The sequence below is a fragment of the Tolypothrix sp. PCC 7712 genome, from assembly GCF_025860405.1.
Lineage (GTDB): Bacteria > Cyanobacteriota > Cyanobacteriia > Cyanobacteriales > Nostocaceae > Aulosira > Aulosira diplosiphon.
In genome coordinates this window covers 5953551-5977332 of sequence record NZ_CP063785.1, presented here as the reverse complement: position 1 = coordinate 5977332, position 23782 = coordinate 5953551, and the positions used below count along the sequence as shown (strand labels likewise).

Genomic DNA, 23782 nt, shown 5'->3' with positions numbered 1-23782 from the left:
GGTGTGTTGTCGCGAAGCGCAACGCACCAAAGCCTAAAATAAGGTACTGGTGCAGTGCCCTTACCCATCTCTGCCTCCTGCCTCAAAACCAGCCTATTTGTACCTCATATAAATGAAATCTACTTCAAGTATTTTATTGGGCATTTTTGGCGAGAAATACTGTAAATATCGTACCGCGAGGATGATTATCTTCAACAGTTATACTGCCTTGATGTGCTTCAATTGCCATTTTGCAAAAGGCTAATCCTAAACCAATTTGCGAAACATTTTGTATGAAATTGCCTATCTCATATTTCTCGAAAATACTGTGCCTTAAATCTTTGGCAACTCCAGGGCCAGCATCAGCAACTTGTACTTTTACTCCGCCTAATTCTAAATACTCTGCCCGCAGAATAATTTCTGAATTGGAAGGTGAAAATTTAATGGCGTTAGAGAGCAAATTATCTAGTACTCGCCGAAAGATAGAGGCATCAACTTTGATATTGTCTTTAAATTTGGGTAATTCTGTCACTAAATTCAAGTTTTTTTGAGCAGTAATTGCTTCTACATCAGCGACAGCTAGCAAACACAGCTCGCCTATATCTACTTCTGAATAGTTGAGAATCATTTTGCCAGATTCTAACTTGGCCATGATTAACAAGTTATCAATTAATAATTGTAGTTGCTGGGAGGCGATCGCAATTTGTTCGAGTTTACGTTGCAGTTTTTGTGGTGTTAAACCTGGTAACTTCAGAATATCAGTGGAGAGAAAAATACTGGATAGCGGGTTACGCATATCATGAACAATCATGTTCACCATGTCTTCTCGCAGTTTCAGCAAAGATTGCAGGTTGTCATACTGCTGCTTAATCCGCAACATAGAATTCACTCTAGCGCGTAACTCGACACCATTAACTGGTTTACTAATAAAGTCATCTGCACCAGTTGCTAAAGAACGCGCTAAATCTTCTTTATCGGTTAATGCTGTCACCATAATAATTGGCACAGCTTGCCATTGCGGATCGGATTTGATGTGACGACAGACTGCCATGCCATCCATTTCTGGCATCATTACATCTAGTAAGATGACATCGGGATGAAAACTTTCGAGGCGTTCTAAGGCTTGCTTTCCACTAGGCGCGTAATATAGTTGGTAATTTTCACCATCTAGTAGTGTTTCAACAACATCAAAGTTATCGGGTTCATCATCAATTACCAAAATAGAAGCTTTAGTATCCATCGGCAATTTCCGTTACCTTCCTAAAAGTTGTTGAATTGTGACTGCTAACTGTTTGAGTTTAATAGGTTTACTTAAATATTCGTTCGCTCCTGCATCTAAGCAATTTTCGCGATCGCCTGGCATAGCAAGAGCTGTTAATGCAATAATCGGCACATGGTCAAATTGCCGGTCTTGACGGAGGTGACGCATTGCTTCTATTCCGTCCATGACTGGCATTTGGACATCCATTACTATTAAATCAGGTTGTTGAGATTTAGCAACTTCAAGGGCTTGTTGACCATTTTTTGCCAAAATTAGGCGATAGCCACGACTTTCTAGATAACCGGACATTGTATCGATGTTTGCCTGATTGTCTTCTGCTAGCAGAATTAGGGGCGATTTAGCAGATGCTTGTGGGACAACAATCAATGCTGTGGAATCATGACGGGGAATATATTGTAGTTTCTCTAGGGTGGCTTGAAACTGCTGGCGAGTAATTGGCTTAACTATATATTCTGCAGCTCCTTGAGCCAATCCTTTGGTGCGCTCGTCTACTACAGAAATAATGATGACTGGAATTTCTTTAGTTTCTGGGTTGTTTTGCAGTTGATTGAGCACATCCCAACCGGAAAGGTTTGGTAATTGCAAGTCTAAAAGGATGAAAGCAGGCTGAATGCGTATTGCTTCCTCTACAGAGCCTTCGCCGCGCGGATAGACAGCAGGTTGCATTCCCATTTCGCTCAAATAGCGAGTAATTTGCTCGGCAGCAGGAATGGAGTCTTCAATAATTAAAACTTGAGTATTATCAGCAGGAAGGCGATGGCTGGGGGATGGAGCCGTTACTTGCATTGTGGACAAAGGATCGTTGGTTTGGTACGGAATACGAACAATAAAACAACTACCTTCACCGACTTTACTGCTCACTGAGACAGTTCCGCCATGTAAGGTAGCAATCCGCTGTACAAGTGCCAATCCTAAACCCGTGCCATTATACTGGCGGTTAAGGCTGCTGTCAAGCTGCATGAAAGGCTGAAATAACCTACTGATATCTTCTGTGCGAATGCCGATACCAGTGTCAATGACGGAGAAGCAGATGTGGGGGGATGTGGGAGATGTGGGGGATGTGGGAGATGTGGGGGATGAGGGGGATGTGGGGGATGAGGGGGATGTGGGGGATGAGGAAGATGAGGGAGAATTAGCTACCTCTGCTTTCCTGTTCTTTTGCTCTCCTGCTTCTTCCAGGCAGATTTCTAACCTGACGGAACCGCCTTCGGGAGTGAATTTAATGGCGTTGCTGAGGAGGTTGATCAGGACTTGACGCAAACGGCGATCATCTACATAAATATTGCCCAGATTGTCGGCAATTCGAGTACTGAGTCCGATATTTTTCTTCAAAGCCATCTGTTTTATGAAGCTGATACTAGCATCACACAGAGTTCTGACAGGAACATCGCTCAGTTGCAGTTCTAGTTTGCCAGATTCGATTTTAGATAAATCTAAAATGTCATTGATCAGTTCGAGTAAATGTTTGCCGCTGCGCTCGATAGTAGAGATGGCTTTAATTTGTCGTTCATTGACTTCGCCAAATACACTTTCTTGCAAACCCTCAGACATTCCCAAAATAGCATTAAGTGGGGTTCGCAGTTCATGGCTCATATTTGCCAAAAATTCGTCTTTCAAGCGTGTGGCACGAGCTAATTCGACGTTAGCATGTGCTAGCTGCTGATTTGTATGCTGTAGCTGTTCTTCGGCTTGTTTACGTTGAGTAATATCTTCGTAAGATCCTAGAACTCCAATAACTTCACCTGTACTATTCGTCAACGGTACTTTACTGGTTCGCAACCATACTTGCTCACCATTGAGATTGACATTCGGCTCTTCATAGCCGAGTTTGGCAGTTTTGGTGTTGATGACAAAGGCATCATCTGCCTGGTAGAGGTGTGCGAATTCTGACCAAGTTAAGTCTAAGTCTGTCTTGCCAATAATTTCATCGGGAGTTTGCTGACAATCGTTGGCGAAACTAGGATTACAGCCTAAATAACGCGATTCGCAATCTTTCCAAAATACTCGTTGGGGAATTGTATCTAGTACCAAGCGCAGCATTGTACGGGATTCTTGTAATTCTCGTTCTGCTTGTTTGCGATCGCGGATATCAAAAATGCTGGAACGGCTGGAGATAAAAGTACCATCTTCACCTTTGACGGCAGTTGCATTCAGCAGCACTGGTAAAATTGTGCCATCTTTGCAAATCATGTCAAATTCTAGGTCTTTCACCCAGCCGCGTTCTTTAAATTGCGGATAGTTTTCTAAAAATGCTGGGCGGCTGGCTTCTGTAATATAGTCAATAAAGTGTTGTCCAATAATTTCTTCATAGCTGTAACCCAACCATTCCAGCTCTGTATCGTTGATGTTGACGAATCGACCGTCAACATCAAGCGAATGGTAACCGCAAGGAGCATGGTTGTATAAATCTGCTAACTCGCGTGTATATGTTGTTAGTATTTCTTCGGTTTGCTTGCGATCGCTAATATCTGTGATCCGGACTAAATTTAGTCTCCGTCCTGCTACGGTAATCGGCTTGGCAGCAATGTTTCCCCAAAAGGAATCGCCTTGATAATTAACATATTCAATTTCTCGGCTCCAGAAGCCTTTTGACTCCATTTCCGCTGCAATAGCAGCTAGTTCGTCTTCTGAGAAGGGCTGGCGATGAAGCGTGTGTCCGGCTATACCAATCAAATTACCTTTATGGTTAGCAGCAAACAATTCTACAGCCCGGCGATTACAATCAATAGTGAGCAGAGTTTGCGGATCTACGAGAAAGATGGCATCAGTAGATTCATGATAAATTACTTCGCGTAGGTCTCGGTTACGGATAAGTTCCAGTTCCGCTAATTTACGTTCTGTCATGTCGTAATTGACACCCACCATTCTGAGTGCCTCACCCTGTTGATTTCTTTTAATCAGAGCGTAGGCTTTAATATAGCGGATGCTGCCATCGGGATGAACAACACGAAATTCCGTATTATATTCCATCTCTCCTCGGCGTACTCTCTCACTTAGTTCTTCAGATGCAGCGCGATCTTCTGGATGAATGCGTTGCATCCAAGTTTCATATACTCCATCAAACTCAGAAGGTTGCACACCGTAAAGTTCATACATTCGCTCATCCCAAAACAGGACATCGTTGACGATATCCCATTCCCAAATGCCGAATCCTCCCGATTGCAGTGCTAAGGTTAGCCTATCAGAGAGTTTTCGCAGTTTATCTTCATTGCGCTTGCGTTCGGTAATATCTGTGAGTGTACCAACATACCCCACAACGATACCATCGGGATTGATTTCGGGTAATGCATAACCAGAAAACCAGTTGATATTACCATCTGGGCGAATATACCTGCCTTCTCTTTGGAAAAGTCTTCTGGGCTGAGGTGATTGCCTCCATTGAGACCATTCCAGCAACAGTTGATCGCGATCTTCAGGATGCAAGACATCTAAGTATCCCATTCCCAATGCTGCTGTGATTGCCTGTCCTGTCATCTCGCTCCAGCGCTCGTTGACGTAGATACAATGACCTTGTGCATCAAATCGAATAATCCCCACGGGCACTGCTTCTGCTAAGGTGGCATAGCGGCGTTCGCTTTCTTTGAGGGCAATTTCTGCTTCCTTACGAACAGTGATATCTGTAAGTGTGCCAATATAACCTAGTACATTACCATTGGCATCAATTTCCGGTACCATTTGGCTATAGAACCAGCTAATGCTACCATCGGGTTTCAGATGTCTACCTTCACTAATTTTCCTGCTTTTTTGTGCCAAAGATGTTGATGTAGCCGTTAAAAGTTGCTCGCGGTCGTCTGGGTGCAATGCTTTGATCCATCCTTTGCCTAATGCTTCCTGTGTAGGTCTCCCTGTCATCTCACTCCAGATCTCATTGACATACACACAGTTACCTTCGGTATCAAACCGATAAATGCCTACTGGTGCGGCCTCTGCCAAAGTTGCATAGCGGCGTTCACTTTCTTGTAAGGCAATTTCTGCTTCTTTGCGATCTGTAATATCTACGATGGTACCGATGTAACCAATAATTTTGCTTTCTTGGTTAGTTTCCGGTAGGACATAGGAGTCAAACCAGGTGATCCTGCCATCAGGCCAAATATGTCTGCCTTGATGTTTGTAGATTTCTCCTGGTTTATGTGTTTGCATCCATTGCGCCCATTCCTTGCCCATGCGATCGCGATCGTCTGGATGAATAGCTTCTAACCATTGTCGCCCCATTGCCGCCTCCGCTGGTCTGCCAGTGATCTGGCTCCAGCGATTGTTGACATAGACGCAGTTAATCTCATTATCAAAGCGGAAAATTGCGACTGGAGCAGCTTGTGCTAAGTTGGCGTAGCGGCGCTCACTTTCTTGCAGGGCAATTTCTGTGGCTTTGCGATCAGTGGTATCTACTAAAGTGCCAATGTAACCAATGATGGTACCTGCTGGGTTAGTTTCCGGTAGTAAATAGCAGTCAAACCAGGTGATTTTACCATCAGGCCAAAGATGTCTGCCTTCATTGTGATACACCTCTCCTTGCTGATATGTTCCTAACCATTGCTCCCATTCCTTTTTTAAGCGATCGCGGTCGTCTGGGTGGATAGATTCAAACCATTTGAAGCCCATTGCATCTTCTGCTGGTCTGCCTGTCATCTCGCTCCAGCGCTCATTGACATAGATGCAGTTATCTTCTGCATCCAATTGGTAAATTGCTACTGGAGAAGCTTCTGCTAAGTTGGCATAGCGGCGTTCACTTTCTTGCAGGGCAATTTCTGCTGCTTTGCGCGCGGTGATATCTGCCAAGGTGCCAATGTAACCAATAATGCTACCCTCGGAGTTAGTTTCCGCTAGTACATAGCAGTAATACCAGGTAATAGTGCCATCAGGTTGCAGATGTCTGCCTTCACTACGGTAGATTTCTCCTAGCTGAGATGTTTGTGACCATTGATACCATTTTTGCCATGCGCGATCGCGGTCTTCTGGGTGAATAGCTTGTAGCCAATTTAACCCCATCGCATCTTCTACTGGTCTGCCTGTCATCTCGCTCCAGCGATCATTGACATAAGTGCAATTCCCCGTTGTATCAAAGCGGAAAATCGCGACCGGGGCAGCTTGTGCTAAGGTGGCATAGCGGCGTTCACTTTCTTGCAGGGCAATTTCTGCTTCTTTACGTGCATTGATATCTGTTAAAGTACCGACGTAACCAATGATGTTACCTTCTGGGTCAGTTTCGGTGAGGACTTGGACGTAAAACCAGGCAATGCTGCCATCTGGAAGTAAATGCCTACCTTCATCCTGCCGTAATCTTTGTGGTTCAGATAAATTACACATATGATCCAGAAAGCGATCGCGGTCTTCAGGATAGATAGCATTTAACCATTTGTAACCCATTGCTTCCTCAGCGGGTCTGCCTGTCATTTCACTCCAGCGCTCGTTAACATAAATACACTGCCCAGCCCCATCTATTCGGAAGATAGCTACTGGTGAGGCTTCTGCCAAGCTCGCGTAGCGGCGTTCACTTTCCCAAAGGGCGGCTTCTATTTGTTTGCGACTGGTAATATCTGTAAGTGTGCCGATATACCCAATTAAGTTGCCATCAGCATTAGTTTCGGGTACTAACTGGGCGTAAAACCAGGTAACTGTACCATCTGGAAGTAAATGTCTGCCTTCGTTGCGAATCAATCTTGGGGTTTTTGATAATGATTGCGACCTGTGCATGAGCATATATTCGCGGTCTTCGGGATGCACTGCATCTAACCATCCCGTTCCTAATGCCGATGCAGTTGCTCTACCAGTCATCTCGCTCCAGCGTTCATTCATGTAAACGCAATTGCCTTGTGCATCAATCCGGAAAATAGCTACTGGTGATGCTTCTGCTAAGGTTGCATAGCGGCTTTCGCTCTCACGTAGAGCTGCTTCTATTTGTTTAAGCTCTGTGATGTCATAGTTAATTCCTACTGCCCGTTGTACTTCACCTTGCTGGTTGCGTTGGACTATGGCAGCAGCTTTGATATGGCGGATGCTGCCATCTGGATGAATAGCGCGAAATTCTATATTAAATTCTTTCTCTCCCCGCAGTGCAGCTTGGGCGTTAGCTTCGGCTTGGGCGCGATCGTCTGGATGTATGACATTTAACCAATCTTGATACAGTGCCCAACCTTCAGACCCTGGCACAATACCATACAGTTTATACATCCGCTCATCCCAGTGGTTTTGGTTGTGGATGATATCCCAATCCCAGGTAGCGATCGCACCTGATTGCAGGGCCAAAGACAAGCGATCGCTAAGGTTGCGTAGTTGTTCTTCTGCCAGTTTGCGATCGGTAATATCCTGAACTGTGCCAATAAACTGTTTTGGCTCGCCTCGAGCATCCAAGATGACTTCGCCTCGTACTAGTGCATAGCGTAAACTGCCATCAGCGCGATAAAAGCGATATTCTAGCTCGTAAGATTTACCCTGCTGACTGGCTTGCTCTACCACATCATCATGGCGAGCGAGATCATCTGGATGAATTGACTGGCGTAATTCTGCGTAGGTTGGCATCCCAGACTGAGGATCACGTCCATAAATCTCAAAGCTTTCTGCCGACCAATAGATCTGTTGGGTTTGAAAGTCAAATTCCCAACTACCCAGACGGGCAATTTGCTGGGCAGTAGCAAGATGGGCGGCATTTTTTTTGAGTTCTGCTTCCATCTGTTTTTGTTGGGTAATATCTTTGGCAATGGCAAGAAATCCCCAAATTTCACCATCTGGGTTACGCAGACAGGTCACTGATACTAAAACTGGAAAGCGATCGCCATTTTTGCGAATGTATGTCCATTCTTCTTCGTAAGTGCCATCTTGGGTTTTAAGGGTGAAAAATTCTGGTCTTGACAAGCTGGGCCTGCCTAATTCTCTGGCAAAAATTTCTAAGCGTTGCTGAATTTCTGCCAAATCATGAAACAGTTCTGGAGTGTAATTAATCGCTTCTTCTAGTGTATAGCCCAACATCTTTTGGGCACCAGCATTAAAGGTTTGGATCGTGCCCTGAGAATTGACGGAAATAATCGCATAATCAGAGCCATCTAAAATTGCCTGTTGCAGACTGCTCAGAGCTAACAACTCGGTTTCTGCTTGTTTGCGTTCGGTAATATCCTTTGTCGCACCACTCATGCGAATGACATTACCCGATTCATCCCACAAAGCCTGACCCCGATTTAATACCCAAATGTAAGAGCTATTTTTGTGCTTTACTCGGCATTCTTCACAGAAAAATGGCGTTTTTTGGTTAAAATGCTCATTCAATGCTGTTATGAAGCGTTCATAATCATCAGGATGAATTCTGCTCCACCATTCTTCAATATTGGCATCTATTTCATCCTCGCTAAAGCCCTGCATTTCTTTCCAGCGCGTTGAGAAGAACACCTCATTAGTCTTGAGGTTCCAATCCCAAATACCATCATTGCTGCCTTTGAGCGCTAATTGCCAGCGTTCTTCGCTTTCTTTTAAAGCGGCGGTACGTTGTTCTACTCTGGCTTCGAGTTCTTGATTGAGCTGTTGTAATGCCTGTTCTGCCAGAATGCGATCGCTAATATCAATGCAGGAACCCATATAACCTAAAAATTCACCTTCACTGGTAAATCGGGGGACTCCTGTATCCAAAATCCAACGATATTCACCATCAAAGCGTTGCAGCCGATATTCAATTTGGAAGTCTTGGCGGCTATCAAAGGCATTGATATAAGAGTCTAGGCAATTTTGATAATCATCTGGGTGTAATCTTTCTAACCAACCATTACCCAGTTCTTGTTCTAAGGTTCTGCCAGTAAATTCTAACCAACTACTATTGAAATAATGGCATAATTTGTCAATTCCCGACAACCAAATCAGGACAGGGCTGCTATCTGCTATGTGGCGGAATCTTTCTTCACTTTCCTTGATGATTGCTTCCGCTTGCTTACGTTCAGTAATGTCTAAATCAATACCCATTATCCGAGTAGGATTACCTTGCTCGTCATAAAAAACCTTTCCTTTTCCAAGTGCCCAGCGTGCTGTACCATCAGGTTTGATAAAGCGAAATTCGATGTTATATTCTTGTTTTTGAGAGACAGCAGCATTAATTGCTTGTAAAACAGATTCTTGATCCTCTGGGTGCATCATGGATACAACGGTTTCATAATTCCCGTTGAAAGTTCCAGGAACCATACCAAATAGTCGTTCCAGGTTAGGTGACCAATAAATTTCTCCTGTAGTAATATTCCAGTCCCAGTTACCCATATCAGCAACTTCCAGAGCCATATTCAACCGCTCCTGATGCTGCTGAAGTTCCGCTTCCATTTGCTTGCGCTGGGAGATATCTTCAATCACAGAAATGAAATATTTCGGTGCGCCTAAGCGATCGCGTACTAGAGAACAAGTCAAATTCGCCCAGACAATCGCGCCATCCTGGCGAATATACCGCTTTTCTAGAGAAAAAGTCTGAATTTCTCCTGTGATTAGCCTCTGACTCTGCTGTAACCCAGCTACGACATCATCTGGATAGGTAATATCCTGAAAGGTTAATTTTTGGAGTTCAGTGGGAGGATAGCCGGTAATGTCACAAAACTTTTGGTTAAGGCGGATAAATTCCCCACTCAGCGATACATGGCTAATTCCTACTGCGGCTTGCTCAAAGGTGCTGCGGAAGCGTTCTTCACTTTCTCGGAGTTTTTCTTCAGCTTGTTTGCGATCGCTGATATCTATCAATACGCCCAGCATCACTAATGGAAGTCCGTTATTGTCGTAAACTGCCCTGCCGCTTGATGATATCCAGTGAATGCTGTGATCTGCCCATACTACTCGATATTCCACAACATAATCTGTTTTGTTGGCGATCGCTTGCTGTAATTGTTGTTGTACCCATTCTTGATCCTCAGGATGAATCGAGTTCAACCACTCTTCATTAGTAACTTTGATGCTCTTTCTTTCATAGCCAAAACAGCGAATGGCATTGTCGCTAGCAAATATTTCATCGGTAATAAAGTTCCGCTCCCAATAGCCAATATGAGCAAAATCTAGGGTCAGTTTCAGCTTTTCTTCGCTAGCTTGCAGTGCCGCTTCTATTGATTTTCGTTCTTTTAGTTCTGTCTGCAGTTGCTCATAGGCATTTGCTTGCTGAATTGCCAGTGATAATTGCACCCCTAGCTGATCCAGCAACTCTAGTTCCATCGCTTCCCAATTGCGCGTTCTAGAACATTGGTGAGCAATTAATAATCCCCATAAACTATCCTTTACCAAAATGGGAACTGCTAAATTGGCTTTGACTTCAAATTGTTCTAATAGCTGTAAATAACAATCTGTTAAACCCGCTTGATAAATATTATTGATCGCTCGTTTTTTTCCTTGGTAATATTTATCTCTTGCTCCTTCTTGAAAGCAAGTATCTTGAATTTTTGCCCCTAAAGAAACCGTCCAACCAGGAAGCACTGATTCCGCTACCACAACGCCACTCATATCCGGCTGAAATTGATAAACTAATACCCGATCTGCCTTCAGAAACTGGCGCACTTCTTTAGCTGTAATCCGCAATATTTCTTCTAGTTTCAAAGACTGGCGAATTCTTAAAGCAATTGCTGCAACTAAGTGTTGTTGCTCTCGACTTTGTTCTAATTGCCGTAATAAGCGCACCTGCTCTACTGCATAATGAATGGCGCTGTGCAAAATTGTCGCTGTCAGCTGGCTTTTGAGTAAATAATCCTGGGCACCATTTTTCATTGCTTGTACAGCAATAGTTTCATCTCCTTGCCCAGTCACCATAATCACAGCCGATTGCGTATTTCTCAGATGTTCTCTAAACTGCCGAATAAAGTCCAAGCCATCACCATTAGGCAACGCAAAATCTAGCAAAACCACATCTGGGGTCTCGTAGTGGCACCAGTTCATTGCTGCGGTTGCTGTATCAAACTCTAAAATGCGATAAATATAGCGGCTATCGTGCTGCAAAAAGCGACGGTAAGTCACCCGATCTTCAGCACAATCGTCAATCAGCAAAATAGTTAGTAGGGAGGGGTGACTCATACAGCACAATTGTTAACGCGATCGCGTTTCACAAGCGATTGTACCTCCATATCCATCAAGTTAAAAACCTTACTTAACATATAGATAGGTTAGAGATTAATCTATAGTTCAAGTGAAAAGAAGCAGAAGTTTTTTTCATTAATAGATTTATGAGCAGGAGACAATAGATTGTGCGCTCAATAACACCTGTATTGTGGCATGGTTCAAAATTACAGCAATCAGCTAATGCGCTTAAAAGTTTGCATTTTTTTTGTGAAGAAAATCTTTAATTATGGGAATGGGTAATGGGTAATTGGTAATGATTATTTCCTTTTGTCACCTCATCTCCCACCCTACAGGAAGCCCTTCTGTTTCAGAGATGCTAATGCGAATGGGTGAATCCTTCGGATACGCTACAGTTCATTTATGTTGGGGAACCCGTCCACCAGAATCGCTCACGGCTTCGCGTCTACATTCTCCAAATCCTCATTGCCCCTAATCCCTACTCCCTGGGGTTGTGGGGGCGGAGTTCCCCAGCCCCCAACCCCAACGGGGTTTGTTAAATTTGCGTTGTTGAAAATTTTCATAAAATTTGGATGATTTCTTCTCCAGTATAGACATATCCGAATGCAATAAATATACAACATGTATAAGTATTTATACGTTTTAAACAAGAATACATATGGGGGAGAAGGGGTTAGGGGATGAGGGTGCGAGGTATTTGTACAACGCCCGCACTATATCACTTTTAGCTTAAGTTGATACCAATGCACTTGGAGAGACCCCAAGACAGCACTGCCTCCCCCATGCCCAATTCCCAATGCCCAAAAACTCCACCCCCTTGTGGGTGGAGTTTTTCATTTGCCAGTCCCTGTTCCTTTGTGATTCAAAATTCATCCTTACCTGTCAACTCTTTTTCAATTGCATCTGCACCATAGCCCACAGCTAAAAGCGTATTTTTCAAAGTTTCCGCCTCACTATTGGCTGCTATCTTGGCAGTAAATATAGCCATGTGAGTTTGCTCTTTAGTCAAAACTTGCCAAGCAGCTATTTTGTTTAAACCGCTATTTTCTAGTAGCTTGTTAGCAATTTCGCTGGGAATCGCTCCCTTAGTTACATATCCTGGAGATGAAATATAACGAATTTCTAAGTTGCCGAGTTTTTCTGTTCTGGATTCAATAAATACTACTTGGTTGCGTTTATTTTCGGTTTGTATTAATAATTTAAAATCACCATCAGGCAGTAACTCATATTTAGCCCCTAGCTTATCTAAAATATCTTTGATGCGCGCATCACCTGTGGTTTTGGGGGTTTGAGCCGACACAATTTGCATAGATACAGCAAAGCTGGCAAAAGACAAAATCGCCAATTTTAAAATACTTTTCATGATATTTTAGGGTATTTGGTAATCAATGCTTTGGTTGAAATTTTTCTTTACTTCACATAATCGTGAATTTTAGAGGGAAAAATTGCATAAATTAGCGGGACAAGAAAGAAGTATTCCAGTATGAAACAAATCCAAAATCCGTCTTGAAAAGTTTGCTACGGAGGGAAACCCTCCTTGCAACTTTCCGCAAAATCTAAAATTGTTTCACTTTGCTTCCCCAATTAGAGTAAATGCAGCCCAATCAATTGGATTACTATACTTTTGTCTGGTTGCGAGCATTGCTTCTCGCAGCGCCGCAGCTTTATCGGGATTGTGTTGTAAATGACGATAAAACTCAGTCATCAAAAAGGCGGTAGAAGTATCTGATACAGACCACAGCGAAACAATTACACTCTTGACCCCGGCGGTAATGAGAGAACGTGATAAACCAATCACACCATCGCCTGTAATGTTACCACCTCCAGTGTTGCAAGCGCTCAGTACAACCAAGTCGGCGTTGAGTTTCATATCCAAAATTTCACCGGATGTCAGTAAACCATCATCCTGACGAGTAGGAGCCAGAGCGATCGCACCTGGTACGCCCAATCCTTTAAAATCATCAAGTAAGCCGTGGGTAGCAAAATGAATGATTTTGGCTTGGTTCATTTGCTTGACCATTGATGTTTCTGTGGCTTTGTTACCGATAATTGCTTGGGTTTTGAATTTTTTGTCCCTTACCCTTTTCCCTTTAACCTTTCCCCAATCTCCACCTCACATTTTTGGGTTGGCAGACTAATAGTTGCACCTGATTTGTGACACTTCGGTTGTAAGCTGTTCCACATTTAACTTGCATATATTGGGCGGCAAGATGCCAGTGGTGTCAACTTAACGTGAAACCCTCTTGGTTGGAAGGTTTCGCCCTCACCCCCAGCCCCTCTCCCACAGGGAGAAGGGAGCAAGAGATTTAGTTCCCCTTCTCCTGCGGGAGAAGGGGTTAGGGGATGAGGGCGCGAGGTATTTGTACAACGCCCGCCCTATATCGCTTTTAGCTTAAATAGCAAGATGCCCACCCCACAATAAATATACAATTTCAGATTATGCAAACTAGATTTGGTTTAGCTGAGAACAATTAGCCCAAGCTTGAGATTTGACGGTGCAATAAGTGCAACAAGCCGCAGGGAATCAGCATAGTTGATACGCCTGCGGCTTGCTGTCTATTAATTAGAGAATGCAGGAAAGCCGACTTGGGACAGGGTATTTTTATTCTTTCCCATGCCCCATGCCCTATCCCCTATGCCCCAAATGAATTACATTTTGCCGTGCTGCATTACTTGTTGCAAATGATTGCGGATTTCTTGAGCTTGCTCAACATCAGACTGCCGCAATTTTTGGAATAACTCTACGCAGGGCTGAGAGTTAGCTTCCTGCGCGTCTTTAATGTATACATCGTAAGCCTTAACTGCTTCTGCTTTATTGTGCAGCACAGTCACAAAATCATACTCCAGGTTGCTAATCGGTTGTTGAGATTGTCCGTTACCTGTAGTCATAAAATACCCTCCTTTAGGTTCTTAACTAATTTCTACCTACCGTTAAAGGAGGCTTCATCTTCCCAGAAGCGTAGATGGGGATTGGGAGATGAGGAAGATGAGGGGGATGAGGGAGAAATAATTAATGACAAACACCAATTACCAATTACCTATTACCAAATGACAAACACCAAACCCCTATACTAAAGGCTTATTTTCATCACATCGGCGTGAGTATTGAAATTCTAGATTTTGCTTTTCCCTACTTCCTTGATAGACAATAGGGCAAAATTTTGTGTTAGCACTCATGCAATCCATGTGTGGTGTTTTTGCACAGACTATTAATAAGGCACCCAAAATGAATAATAAGCCGCAAATTGCTGCTGTTTGAATTGAAGAAATTTCTAAGGCACCGTGAACCACTACTTCTCGCAGAACTGATACAATTGTGACTTCGACTGCTACACCAACAGCAATACTATGCTCTTGTAAGTAAACCATGAGCAGCCGAAATAATTCTACCAAAATCAGGATGAATAGTATTTTGGCTGTCACTATTTTGTAATCTAATTGCTGTGTAATGGCAATCAATATCCCCCACAATTGCAGTAACATGACAGCAAATAAACCTAAACATAAAACTATAACAATTAAGTCTTGAAAAGCCTCCATGTTGCGAACAATGGCATGGCGATCAAACCAGCGATCGCAAAATAGAAATCGGCTTTTAACGCGCTTTTGCATATGCATTACCATGACAATGGTGATAGGTTGAGAATATACCCACTAGAATATCGATTCATTATTCGCTAACTTGTAGTTTAGGCATCAATTATCATTAGGCTGGAAACGTCATACCTAAAAGTGCCTATCCTCGCAGAATTCTTTATTTTTAATTAAGCAATCGGTGTTCTAGTTCATCCGATAATTTTGTTGTTGCTTACTATCTATCCTTCGCACCTTAGCGAGGTTGGTAATGGAAATTCTGTGCCTGTTGTAACAATTGCTGGGCATTTTTTCCCCATTGAGGATTGCCTTGAGCGTTGTATAAATCTCTGGCATATTGAAATACTTGGGCGGCTTCTGCATATTGTCTTAATTGCATAAATGCTAACCCTGCTCCATAATAGGCGTTGGCATAATTTGAGTTAGCTGTGGCTGCTTTTCTGAAGGCTTCTAAGGCTTCTTGCCATTTACTTTGTTGAAACCAAATTGAACCTAAATTGTAATGTGCTTCCGCATATTGGGGATTAACTCTCAGCGCTTGGCGAAAGGCTTCTCTGGCTTGATCAACTTTGCCTTGTTGCAGATAAACTAATCCTAAATGGTAGGCTGGCTCTGGGGCATTTTGGCTATATTGCATCGCTTTTTTAAAAGCTGCGATCGCTCTTTCCCAATCTCGTTGCTGTTCTCGCAGCAATCCTAAGTTATAGTGGGCAAAACCGAGTTTAGAATCGAGTTCTACTGCGCGTTGTAAGTAATCATTCGCTAACTGCAGATTATTCCCTTCTAATAAGGCTCCGCCTAAATTGGCAAAAGCGGGCGCAAATTTGGGATCTGCTTGGGTTGCTTGATAAAATGCATCTGCTGCAGGTTGTAGTTGTCCAGTCTGCCGTAATGCTAGCCCTAAATTGTAGTGGGCGGGGGCTAATTTGGGATCTAGCAGGACAGCTTTTTTAAAGGAAGCGATCGCATCTTGCACTTTCCCAGCTTGAATCGCCTGTAAGCCTTGATTTAATAAGTCTACTGCTCCTTGGCTCGTAGTTTGCGCTAATAAATCCGGTGGGGTGATGGCGAAACTGGTAGAAGGATAGAGAATGCTACCCCATAAAAAAATTAAACTAACTAATATACTTGGGCAGGGATTATATAAGGATGGCAAGAATTTACCATTAAAACAATAGATAAATAATTGTAGAGGCAAGGCAGGGATGAAGGGTCTATTTGCTCGAAATTCTGTGGATATCATGCCCCTACTTGCTGAATTATTGATTTTTTGGTATTTCCTAAAATAGCAAAACATTTTATAGATTAACTTTTCTTGATTTTGCCTACACCACTGATGACAACTGCTGTGTCTGTTAGTTTCATCTTTCATCCTTTATCCTGAATAATTCCGCCTTTAGTTCATGTTTCTTCACAAAGATTGTTCTGATAGGGATTGATTTTACAAAAGTTCAACTCTTGGTATTAAAGTTTGATTTAATTAACTTTTCTTTAGCTAAATCTTACAACAGGCTACAATTTTTCGTTGCATTGATTAAAGGGAGGATAATAACTGATTAAAGAGGAGATGATTCTCCCTAGAGAGAAACATTTTCTATGCCTGAATACACAGGATAATGCGGTTAGTGGTGACTTACCGCCAGGGAGGTTTTATGAACGAAAAAGTAAAATCGGGTTCGCGGAACGTTGCAATTGTCGGCCCTTATTTAAGTGGAAAAACAACCTTATTAGAAAGTTTGTTATTTGTCACAGGGGCAATTTCCCGTAAAGGCAGTGTCAAGGATGGTAACACAGTTGGAGATAGTGCGAACGAATCGCGCGATCGCCACATGAGTGTAGAAATCAGCGCTGCTAGCACAGAATATAACGACTTGCGCTTTAACTTTCTGGACTGTCCCGGAAGTGTTGAATTTGCCCAAGAAACTTATAATGCCTTAATGGGAGTCGATGCGGCAATTGTAGTTTGCGAACCCATTCGCGATCGCGTCCTCACCCTTGCTCCTCTATTTAAATTCTTAGATGATTGGGAAATTCCCCACATCGTCTTTGTTAATAAAATGGATAGGGCAAATATTCATGTTCTCGAAACATTACACGCCCTCAAAGCCGTTTCCAGCCGTCCCCTAGTCGCCCATCAATATCCCATCATGCAAGGGGAACAGCTCACAGGCTTTATTGATATGGTGAGTGAACAAGCATATCAATATCATCCAGGCGCACCAGCAGACTTAATTCCCTTCCCCGAAAACTTAAAAGAAGAAGAACATACCGCACGAGCAGAAATGCTCGAAGCTTTAGCGAATTTTGACGATCACTTATTGGAAGAACTTTTAGAAGATATTGAACCACCCCAAGAAGAAATTCTCAAGGATTTAAAAATGGAATTAGGGGCAGATTTAGTAGTCCCCGTTTTCTTTGGTGTGGCAGAACAAGATTATGGTGTGAGACCTTTATTAGAAGCTTTGGTACGGGAAGCACCAGAACCAGAAACTACAGCAGAACGCCGCTTAACTAAAGCCAGCAATACCCCCATTGCCCAAGTATTAAAAACTTTCTACACTCCCCAAGGTGGCAAACTTTCCCTAGTCCGTGTTTGGCAAGGCAAATTAACCGATGGTATTGTTCTCAATGGCGTGCGCGCTGGTGGACTTTATCGCTTAATGGGACAACAACAGCAGTCAGTTAACGAAGTTTTAGCTGGCGATATTGTAGCTGTGAGCCGTTTAGAAGGCATCAAAACCGGAGATATCCTCTCTACAGATGCCCAGTTAAAAGCAGATTTACCCAAAGCTGAACAGTTAGAACCCGTTTACGCCCTGGCGATTACTCCCGAAAAGCGCAACGATGAAGTAAAACTCAGCAGCGCCATCACTAAACTATTAGAAGAAGATCCTTCTCTGAATTGGGAACAGCATGGCGATACCCATGAAGTAATTCTGTGGGGACAAGGCGAAATTCATTTGCAAGTCGCCTTAGATAGACTGCGGCGGAAATATAACCTGCCAATGACAACCCACATGCCCCAAGTGCCTTATAAAGAAACCATCCGCAAACCTGTAGCCGCAGTTCATGGGCGCTATAAACACCAAAGCGGTGGACATGGGCAATTTGGTGATGTGTTCCTAGATATTCAGCCCCTACCCCGTGGTGAAGGCTTTAACTTCCGGGAAACCATTGTGGGTGGTGTTGTGCCCAGACAGTATATTCCGGGCGTAGAAATGGGTGTGCGGGAATTTCTGGCACATGGGCCATTGGGCTTCCCTGTTGTGGATGTGGCGGTAACTTTAACCAATGGTTCCTACCATAACGTTGATAGTTCCGAACAAGCCTTTAAACAAGCTGCTAGGTTGGCAATGCAAACAGGAGTACCCCAAGCACAACCCACCCTGCTAGAACCGATTTTGAAAGTGCAAGTAACCACACCGAGCGAATTTACCTCCAAAGCCTTGCAACTACTCAGTGGTAAACGGGGGCAAATCTTAGGTTACGAAGGCAGAAACGATTGGCAAGGTTGGGATAATATCTCAGCATACTTGCCCCAAGCAGAGATGCATGACTTTATTGTAGAACTGCGATCGCTCACTCTCGGCGTTGGTTCTTTCCACTGGGAATATGACCATCTGCAAGAAGTACCGGAAAAACTTGCTGAACGCGTACTGCAAAGTAATACCAATGGTCATGCTAACGGCAACGGTAACGGTAACAGCAAATAATTTTGTTGGGATTTACAATTAATCTAAAATCATCGCCCTGCACAATTAAGCGCAGGGCGATTTGTTGAATAGATGTATTTTAGTAGTGAGCTTTTGTAGTGGCGTGGCAAGAGTAAAGTAGTGCAATAAAAAAAATTCTATCCGCGTCAATCTGCGGTTAATTTTATCCAGATTTCATTGCAACATTTTAGTCTGGTCACGCCACTACTACTATGCTATTAACATCTAAGGAAGCTTAACACTTAATCCAGAGTTTGGGCCATTTGGTAAACCTAGAGCTGTATCAACTCCTGGATGAGATCGAAGATCATTCAGCAATTTTTCTGCTTGTACTTTCGTTCCTAATTTTGCTTGTGACTCTAGACGAGGATTCATTACAGATTTAGCACGATAAACTTCAAGCTCAAATATTCCTTCCTCCAATGCCCTGAGACATAAGCCACGAATGTAAAAACGGTTAAATTCACCTTCTGCTAGTGTTTCAGGAGCCGTTTCAGGAACTTTTGCAGTCGTATAGCCGCCCTTTGGTTTTTTTCTTTCCTCTGTTAAGTTGAGTCTACCATTTAAGGAAAGTTGTTGAGCCAACCATACCTCATTATGGCTAGTAATTGCTTCTTTGAGTAAATTCACATAATCTTGTCTGCCATTTGCACTCAAACGTGAACTAATGTATAGCTTGCCATTAGCCGTATCCGACTCAACTTCAGCTATCATCCGTTTACGTGTTACATCATCTAAGTCTTGAAATATCATCATTATTTTTCATCTCTCCTCATTTATTCACCACAAAATTCTGAGGAAGAAAAATATAAAATAAGTTTTATATAGAAGCAATCAGTAATAATACTCAAACATTAAATAACTGACAGAGTACTTGGATTAAAGTTAGCATCTGACTCAAACCGAATTTTCATTGATGATCGCCTTTAGCAGCAAGCAACTTATTATACAATGCAGCATTCTGTTCCTTTGAAGCTTGACGCAGTTTCTCAAACTCAGCTTCACCAGCTTGCAAATAAGCATCAATTGCTGACTGATTTGCTAAGTAAAATGTAATAGCACCATAAACTTGCTCAAGCTTTAATACTGGAAAACTTTGAATGATACTTTCCGGTGATGTACCATTCAAGAAAGCATAAACAACAGAGTCTAAATAAACACGACTGTCCTTAATCCAGTAACCGTTTTCTCTCCACTCAACATACTGCTTGTGAATGAATGGTGTTGCTGTCATAGATTGCAATCACGACTGAATAACTGTTTTTAGTATAAGTGAAGCTATCCTTAAATCAATGCTTGAAACCGCTTTTCTCTAAAAAATCAGTAAGAGCATATTTTACTTCTTTCAAGCCAAAATTTTTCTGGTAAATAGCCTTAAATACAGCTTTAAATATGCTGAAGCAATCTTGATACAAGTAAGAGTTAAAGAAAACTTTTTTAAAGCTAGCCAAAGCTTCCTTATAAAAGTGCAATTTCCAAAGACATATACCTTTACCATACCAGAATAAATAGGAGGGATCAGATGTAAAATTAATTAAAATTCGTTGATAATGTGTAACCCAGGAATAATTATTATCAAATTTATTTATGGTACTATTAATAGCTATTTCAAAGCTTGCAAGTGCCTCTTTATATTGACCAGAGTAATACAATGAATATGCTCTAAAATACCAAAAAAAACCATCATCAATTAGAAACTCGGCAGCTTGGTTATAGTTAATGTTCGCGTCTTCATAACGACCTAATTTTGTTAATGAACGACCTCTTTTCTTCCATACTTTATGATAATCTGGGTTTATTTCTAATACTTTGTCATAAGAGGCAATGGCTTCTTCATGCCGTCCTAAATCATCTAATGCAATTCCCCGGTTGTACCAATCATAGTGATCATCAGGTTTAATTTCCAGAGCTTTGTCATAAGAGGCAATGGCTTCTTCATAACGTCCTAAATTCCCTAGCGCAATCCCCCTACTGTTCCAAGCATAGTGATCATCAGGTTTAATTTCCAGAGCTTTGTCATAAGACGCGATCGCTTCTTCATAACGTCCTAAGTTCCCTAGTGTAATCCCTCGAAAATACCAAGCATAGTTATCATTAGGTTTAATAGCAACTGCTTGATCATAAGAATCAATTGCTTCTTCATAGCATCCTAGATTATCTAGTGCAATCCCTCTAAAGCTCCAAGCATAGTAGTAATTAGGATTAATTTCCAAAGCCTTATTGTAAGAAGTGATCGCTTCTTGATTGCGTCCTAAATTTTGTAGCGCATACCCACGGTTATTCCAAGCGTGGTGGTAATTAGGTTTAATTTCCACTGCTTTGTCGTATGCAAAAATCGCTTCTTGATTACGCCCTAAATTTCTTAGTGAATTGCCCAGATGATACCACGTATCGGATGTATCAGGTTTAATTTCTAATGCTTTTTCGTAAGTGTAAATCGCTTCTTTGTAATCCTTTCCAGCAGAATGTAATTTTCCCAATTTAATCAATAGATCATATTGACGGTCAGGTGTTTGATGGTCTTCTGCTATTAATGCCTGAATTGCTATGATTTGTTGAGTTCTTTCTTCTGGGGTTAAGTTGAGATATTTTTCTTCATCTCCATCCTGCATTATACGTGATGACTCTTGTTCTAAAGTTTCTGAATCTATAGGAAATTCAAACAAGCCTGAACGCCAATCAAAAAAATCAGGCGCACGTTGAATAAAATATTTAATTGCAAATATCGGTAGCAAGAATACAAAACAGATATTAAAGTTCTCTTTAAACCGTTCTCGCTGTTGATTGAGGTTAATTAAAACAGGTGGTACGCCCTTCCAACTATATGAATAAATATCTTTACTATTCCAACCCATCAAGCTTTTGCATTCTTCATATTCATAAAATGAATGCTCTAACCCTGTAATAAATAAAATATTTATTTTTTCTTTATTATCTAAATTATCAATTATTTCATATAAATTATCGACGGCTTGCTCAAGTCGTAGAACTTCAATATTTTTATTAGTAATATCTTCTTTGACTTTAATAATTAACTGCTCACCTTCAGCCGGAGAGCAACGGACAAATAATAAGCCAAAACCTTCTGTAAAATTAAGAGTACGGACTAAGGCTTGATATTCTTCCTCTCCTTCTGAGGGTAAATCCCTATCCCAATCCGTCAGATCTAATGCCATAATCTTAGCTTTGTCATGCCTTATAAAGTTACGAGGGGTCAGATCCCCGACTTCTTGAAGAAGTCGGGGATCTTGCAGCTAGTAATAGCTTTTTGCATTTTGTTGAAAGTATTATTAATAGTCATTGCGAATGAAGCGTAGCGTAATGAAGCAATCGCAACACCCTTACTTGGCGATTGCTTCGCTCCACTACGTTACGCTCGCAATGACAAATCATGTTATTACACATTTAAAATGCTCCTCATGTTAACCAATGACACTGTTATTTATTTCTATGCCGGATAAAATCGATTAAATGTATCTTGGAATTCCTTAATTCCTTTGACGAGAGGATGAATATCATACCAAACTTGACTTTCTCCATCTCCATTTAAATAACGATATTCTAAAATACAGCGATTAAATAATAAACCTCGATACAATGGATCGTTTTCTATTTCTTTAGAATGATATACATTTGCTAGCGCTTCCCATTCATTAGCAAAAACTGTATTTCGGTAAGTATTTCGTAACTCGCTAAATGAGCGCTGTAAGGCTCTGGTAGGAATGGGTAGGCTGTTAGTGTATTTAATCGCCTCCTTCATTAATAATAATAAATTTCGCACGTGACCTCCACTCATCAAGCATAGTCTTTCTAAAGCTTCTCGCTGCTCAAACATATCGACAATAGATAAACTTGGGTCGATTAAACTAAGACGCTTTTGCAGGATTTCTGTAACTTTATTAATTCCCCGTTGATATGGTTGATTATCTGGTGTTTGCACCATAATCATCGGCAATACTTGAGTATTACCATAAATATTCGCTAGGTCTGCGGCGCGATTAGAATACAGCAAAGAAATGGGTATTGTGTACAGCAAATGACAGTCTAAAGCTTGCAGTTGCTCACTACGGTCGATAAAAATTTGGTCGTGATTGCTGCGTCCATCTTCTTGAGGTATGGGTACAATCCGGTCTAAGTTATCAGCAATTAATACAAGTTGAGAATATCCTGTAGGTAAGTGCTTTTTAGCATCTTGAATAAATTCATTTAAAGCAGCAATCAAAGTAATTGTATGCGGGTTGACTCGCTCGCGAATTTTTTGGCGTTGAGTGGGTTCTGTTCGCAAGTTTGCTGTTAATTTGGCAAATTGAGAAATTTGTCCTTCTATACTTAAGCTTTGTAAGGAAACTTCAGTTAATGCTAAATCTTTTAAATCTTGCCAACGCTCGCTTAACCAGTTCAACAAACTAGCTGGAGAAGTGCTATCTTTTAATGCTTCTAGTAAGTGGCGGGTACAAGCTAAAAGAATATCAGTATATTGGGCATCTTCTGGATCAATATCTTGCTCATCGGCGGCAAAATAAACTACAAAGCAACCTTGCTCATCTAAATATTTTTGTAACCGCAGCAATTCTGTAGATTTCCCCGCACCGCGATGACCTGCATACAGTTGCGAGGTCATTCTATCTGAATATAAAATCTCTCTGCCGACTTCTACTAATATGTCCCCATCTCCCCGCACTTCTGTACAATCAACATAAGCCGGATCTCCTGCGGGTAAGGGGCGAAATGGGTCAAAAGCATTGTATATCCGCTTTAATAATGCAAAATCCTGCGTCATAAATCTGAGTTGCTGATTTTAGCGCCATATTATCGCAAACTTTCAGATCTAGGTAGACAATGGAATTATTGGGTATGTGATTGTTTTAACTTCAAGTAACATGAGAATTTTCGGTGCGTTAGCCTACGGCGTAACGCACCTTACTTTGAAAATAGACCTCTTGCATGAATCTTTGCCCATTGGTGTCAACTTAAGCTAAAAGCGGTATGAGGCGGGCGTTGTACAAATACCTCGCGCCCTCATCCCCTAACCCCTTCTCCCTGAGGGAGAAGGGGAATTGAATCTCTTGCTCCCCTCTCCCTGAGGGAGCTACGGTGTACACACAAGTGGTAGCTGTAAGGGTTTCAGGCGTTATAGACCCCTTAAATTGTCATTACGAGCGCAGCGATAGCGGAGCGAAGTAATCGCATAATCCCGTAGTTT

Annotated in this window: 11 protein-coding genes and 1 pseudogene; 1 reads left to right on the top strand and 11 read right to left on the bottom strand. The window is 42.0% G+C overall.

The window, feature by feature from the left end:
- Nucleotides 1–133: 133 nt before the first annotated feature.
- From HGR01_RS24505 to HGR01_RS24475, 7 genes and pseudogenes are all read right to left on the bottom strand, one after another.
- Nucleotides 134–1219, bottom strand: coding sequence for a response regulator (locus HGR01_RS24505; RefSeq protein ID WP_045873038.1), 1086 nt, complete (start codon nucleotides 1217–1219; stop codon nucleotides 134–136).
- A 12-nt stretch (nucleotides 1220–1231) separates the two neighbouring features.
- Nucleotides 1232–11269, bottom strand: coding sequence for a PAS domain S-box protein (locus tag HGR01_RS24500; protein WP_045873037.1), 10038 nt, complete (start codon nucleotides 11267–11269; stop codon nucleotides 1232–1234).
- Nucleotides 11270–12134: 865 nt separating this feature from the next.
- The gene (locus HGR01_RS24495; protein WP_052335336.1) at nucleotides 12135–12635 is read right to left on the bottom strand and encodes a hypothetical protein; all 501 of its coding nucleotides are present in this window, start codon (nucleotides 12633–12635) and stop codon (nucleotides 12135–12137) included.
- 204 nt (nucleotides 12636–12839) lie between these two features.
- Nucleotides 12840–13337 (bottom strand): annotated as a pseudogene (locus HGR01_RS24490) (CHAT domain-containing protein); the annotation flags it as partial.
- Between the two features lie 584 nt (nucleotides 13338–13921).
- Nucleotides 13922–14161: a hypothetical protein gene (locus tag HGR01_RS24485; RefSeq protein ID WP_045870772.1), complete on the bottom strand. Its 240-nt coding sequence runs from the start codon at nucleotides 14159–14161 to the stop codon at nucleotides 13922–13924.
- Between the two features lie 177 nt (nucleotides 14162–14338).
- Nucleotides 14339–14890, bottom strand: coding sequence for a phosphate-starvation-inducible PsiE family protein (locus tag HGR01_RS24480; RefSeq protein ID WP_045870970.1), 552 nt, complete (start codon nucleotides 14888–14890; stop codon nucleotides 14339–14341).
- A 211-nt stretch (nucleotides 14891–15101) separates the two neighbouring features.
- Entirely contained in the window at nucleotides 15102–16109 is a 1008-nt protein-coding gene (locus HGR01_RS24475; RefSeq protein WP_081584021.1) for a tetratricopeptide repeat protein, read from the bottom strand.
- A gap of 409 nt (nucleotides 16110–16518) precedes the next feature.
- On the opposite strand from HGR01_RS24475, the gene HGR01_RS24470 reads away from it, so the two are divergent.
- Nucleotides 16519–18579 carry an elongation factor G gene (locus tag HGR01_RS24470; RefSeq protein WP_045870972.1) on the top strand — a complete coding sequence of 687 codons (2061 nt, stop codon included), beginning with the start codon at nucleotides 16519–16521 and terminating at the stop codon, nucleotides 18577–18579.
- 225 nt (nucleotides 18580–18804) lie between these two features.
- Here the strand turns inward: HGR01_RS24470 and HGR01_RS24465 are convergent, their stop codons facing one another.
- The 4 genes from HGR01_RS24465 to HGR01_RS24450 all read right to left on the bottom strand — a co-directional run bounded on the left by HGR01_RS24465 (nucleotide 18805) and on the right by HGR01_RS24450 (nucleotide 23359).
- Nucleotides 18805–19332, bottom strand: coding sequence for a hypothetical protein (locus HGR01_RS24465; protein WP_210403098.1), 528 nt, complete (start codon nucleotides 19330–19332; stop codon nucleotides 18805–18807).
- Between the two features lie 157 nt (nucleotides 19333–19489).
- Nucleotides 19490–19813, bottom strand: a complete 324-nt coding sequence (locus tag HGR01_RS24460; protein WP_045870774.1) for a DUF433 domain-containing protein — start codon at nucleotides 19811–19813, stop codon at nucleotides 19490–19492.
- 55 nt (nucleotides 19814–19868) lie between these two features.
- A complete protein-coding gene (locus HGR01_RS24455; protein ID WP_096621770.1) occupies nucleotides 19869–21755 on the bottom strand; it encodes a tetratricopeptide repeat protein in 1887 nt (628 codons plus the stop codon).
- Nucleotides 21756–22027: 272 nt separating this feature from the next.
- Nucleotides 22028–23359 (bottom strand): AAA family ATPase, encoded by a 1332-nt coding sequence (locus HGR01_RS24450; protein ID WP_045870775.1) that lies wholly within the window; start codon nucleotides 23357–23359, stop codon nucleotides 22028–22030.
- Nucleotides 23360–23782 lie beyond the last annotated feature (423 nt).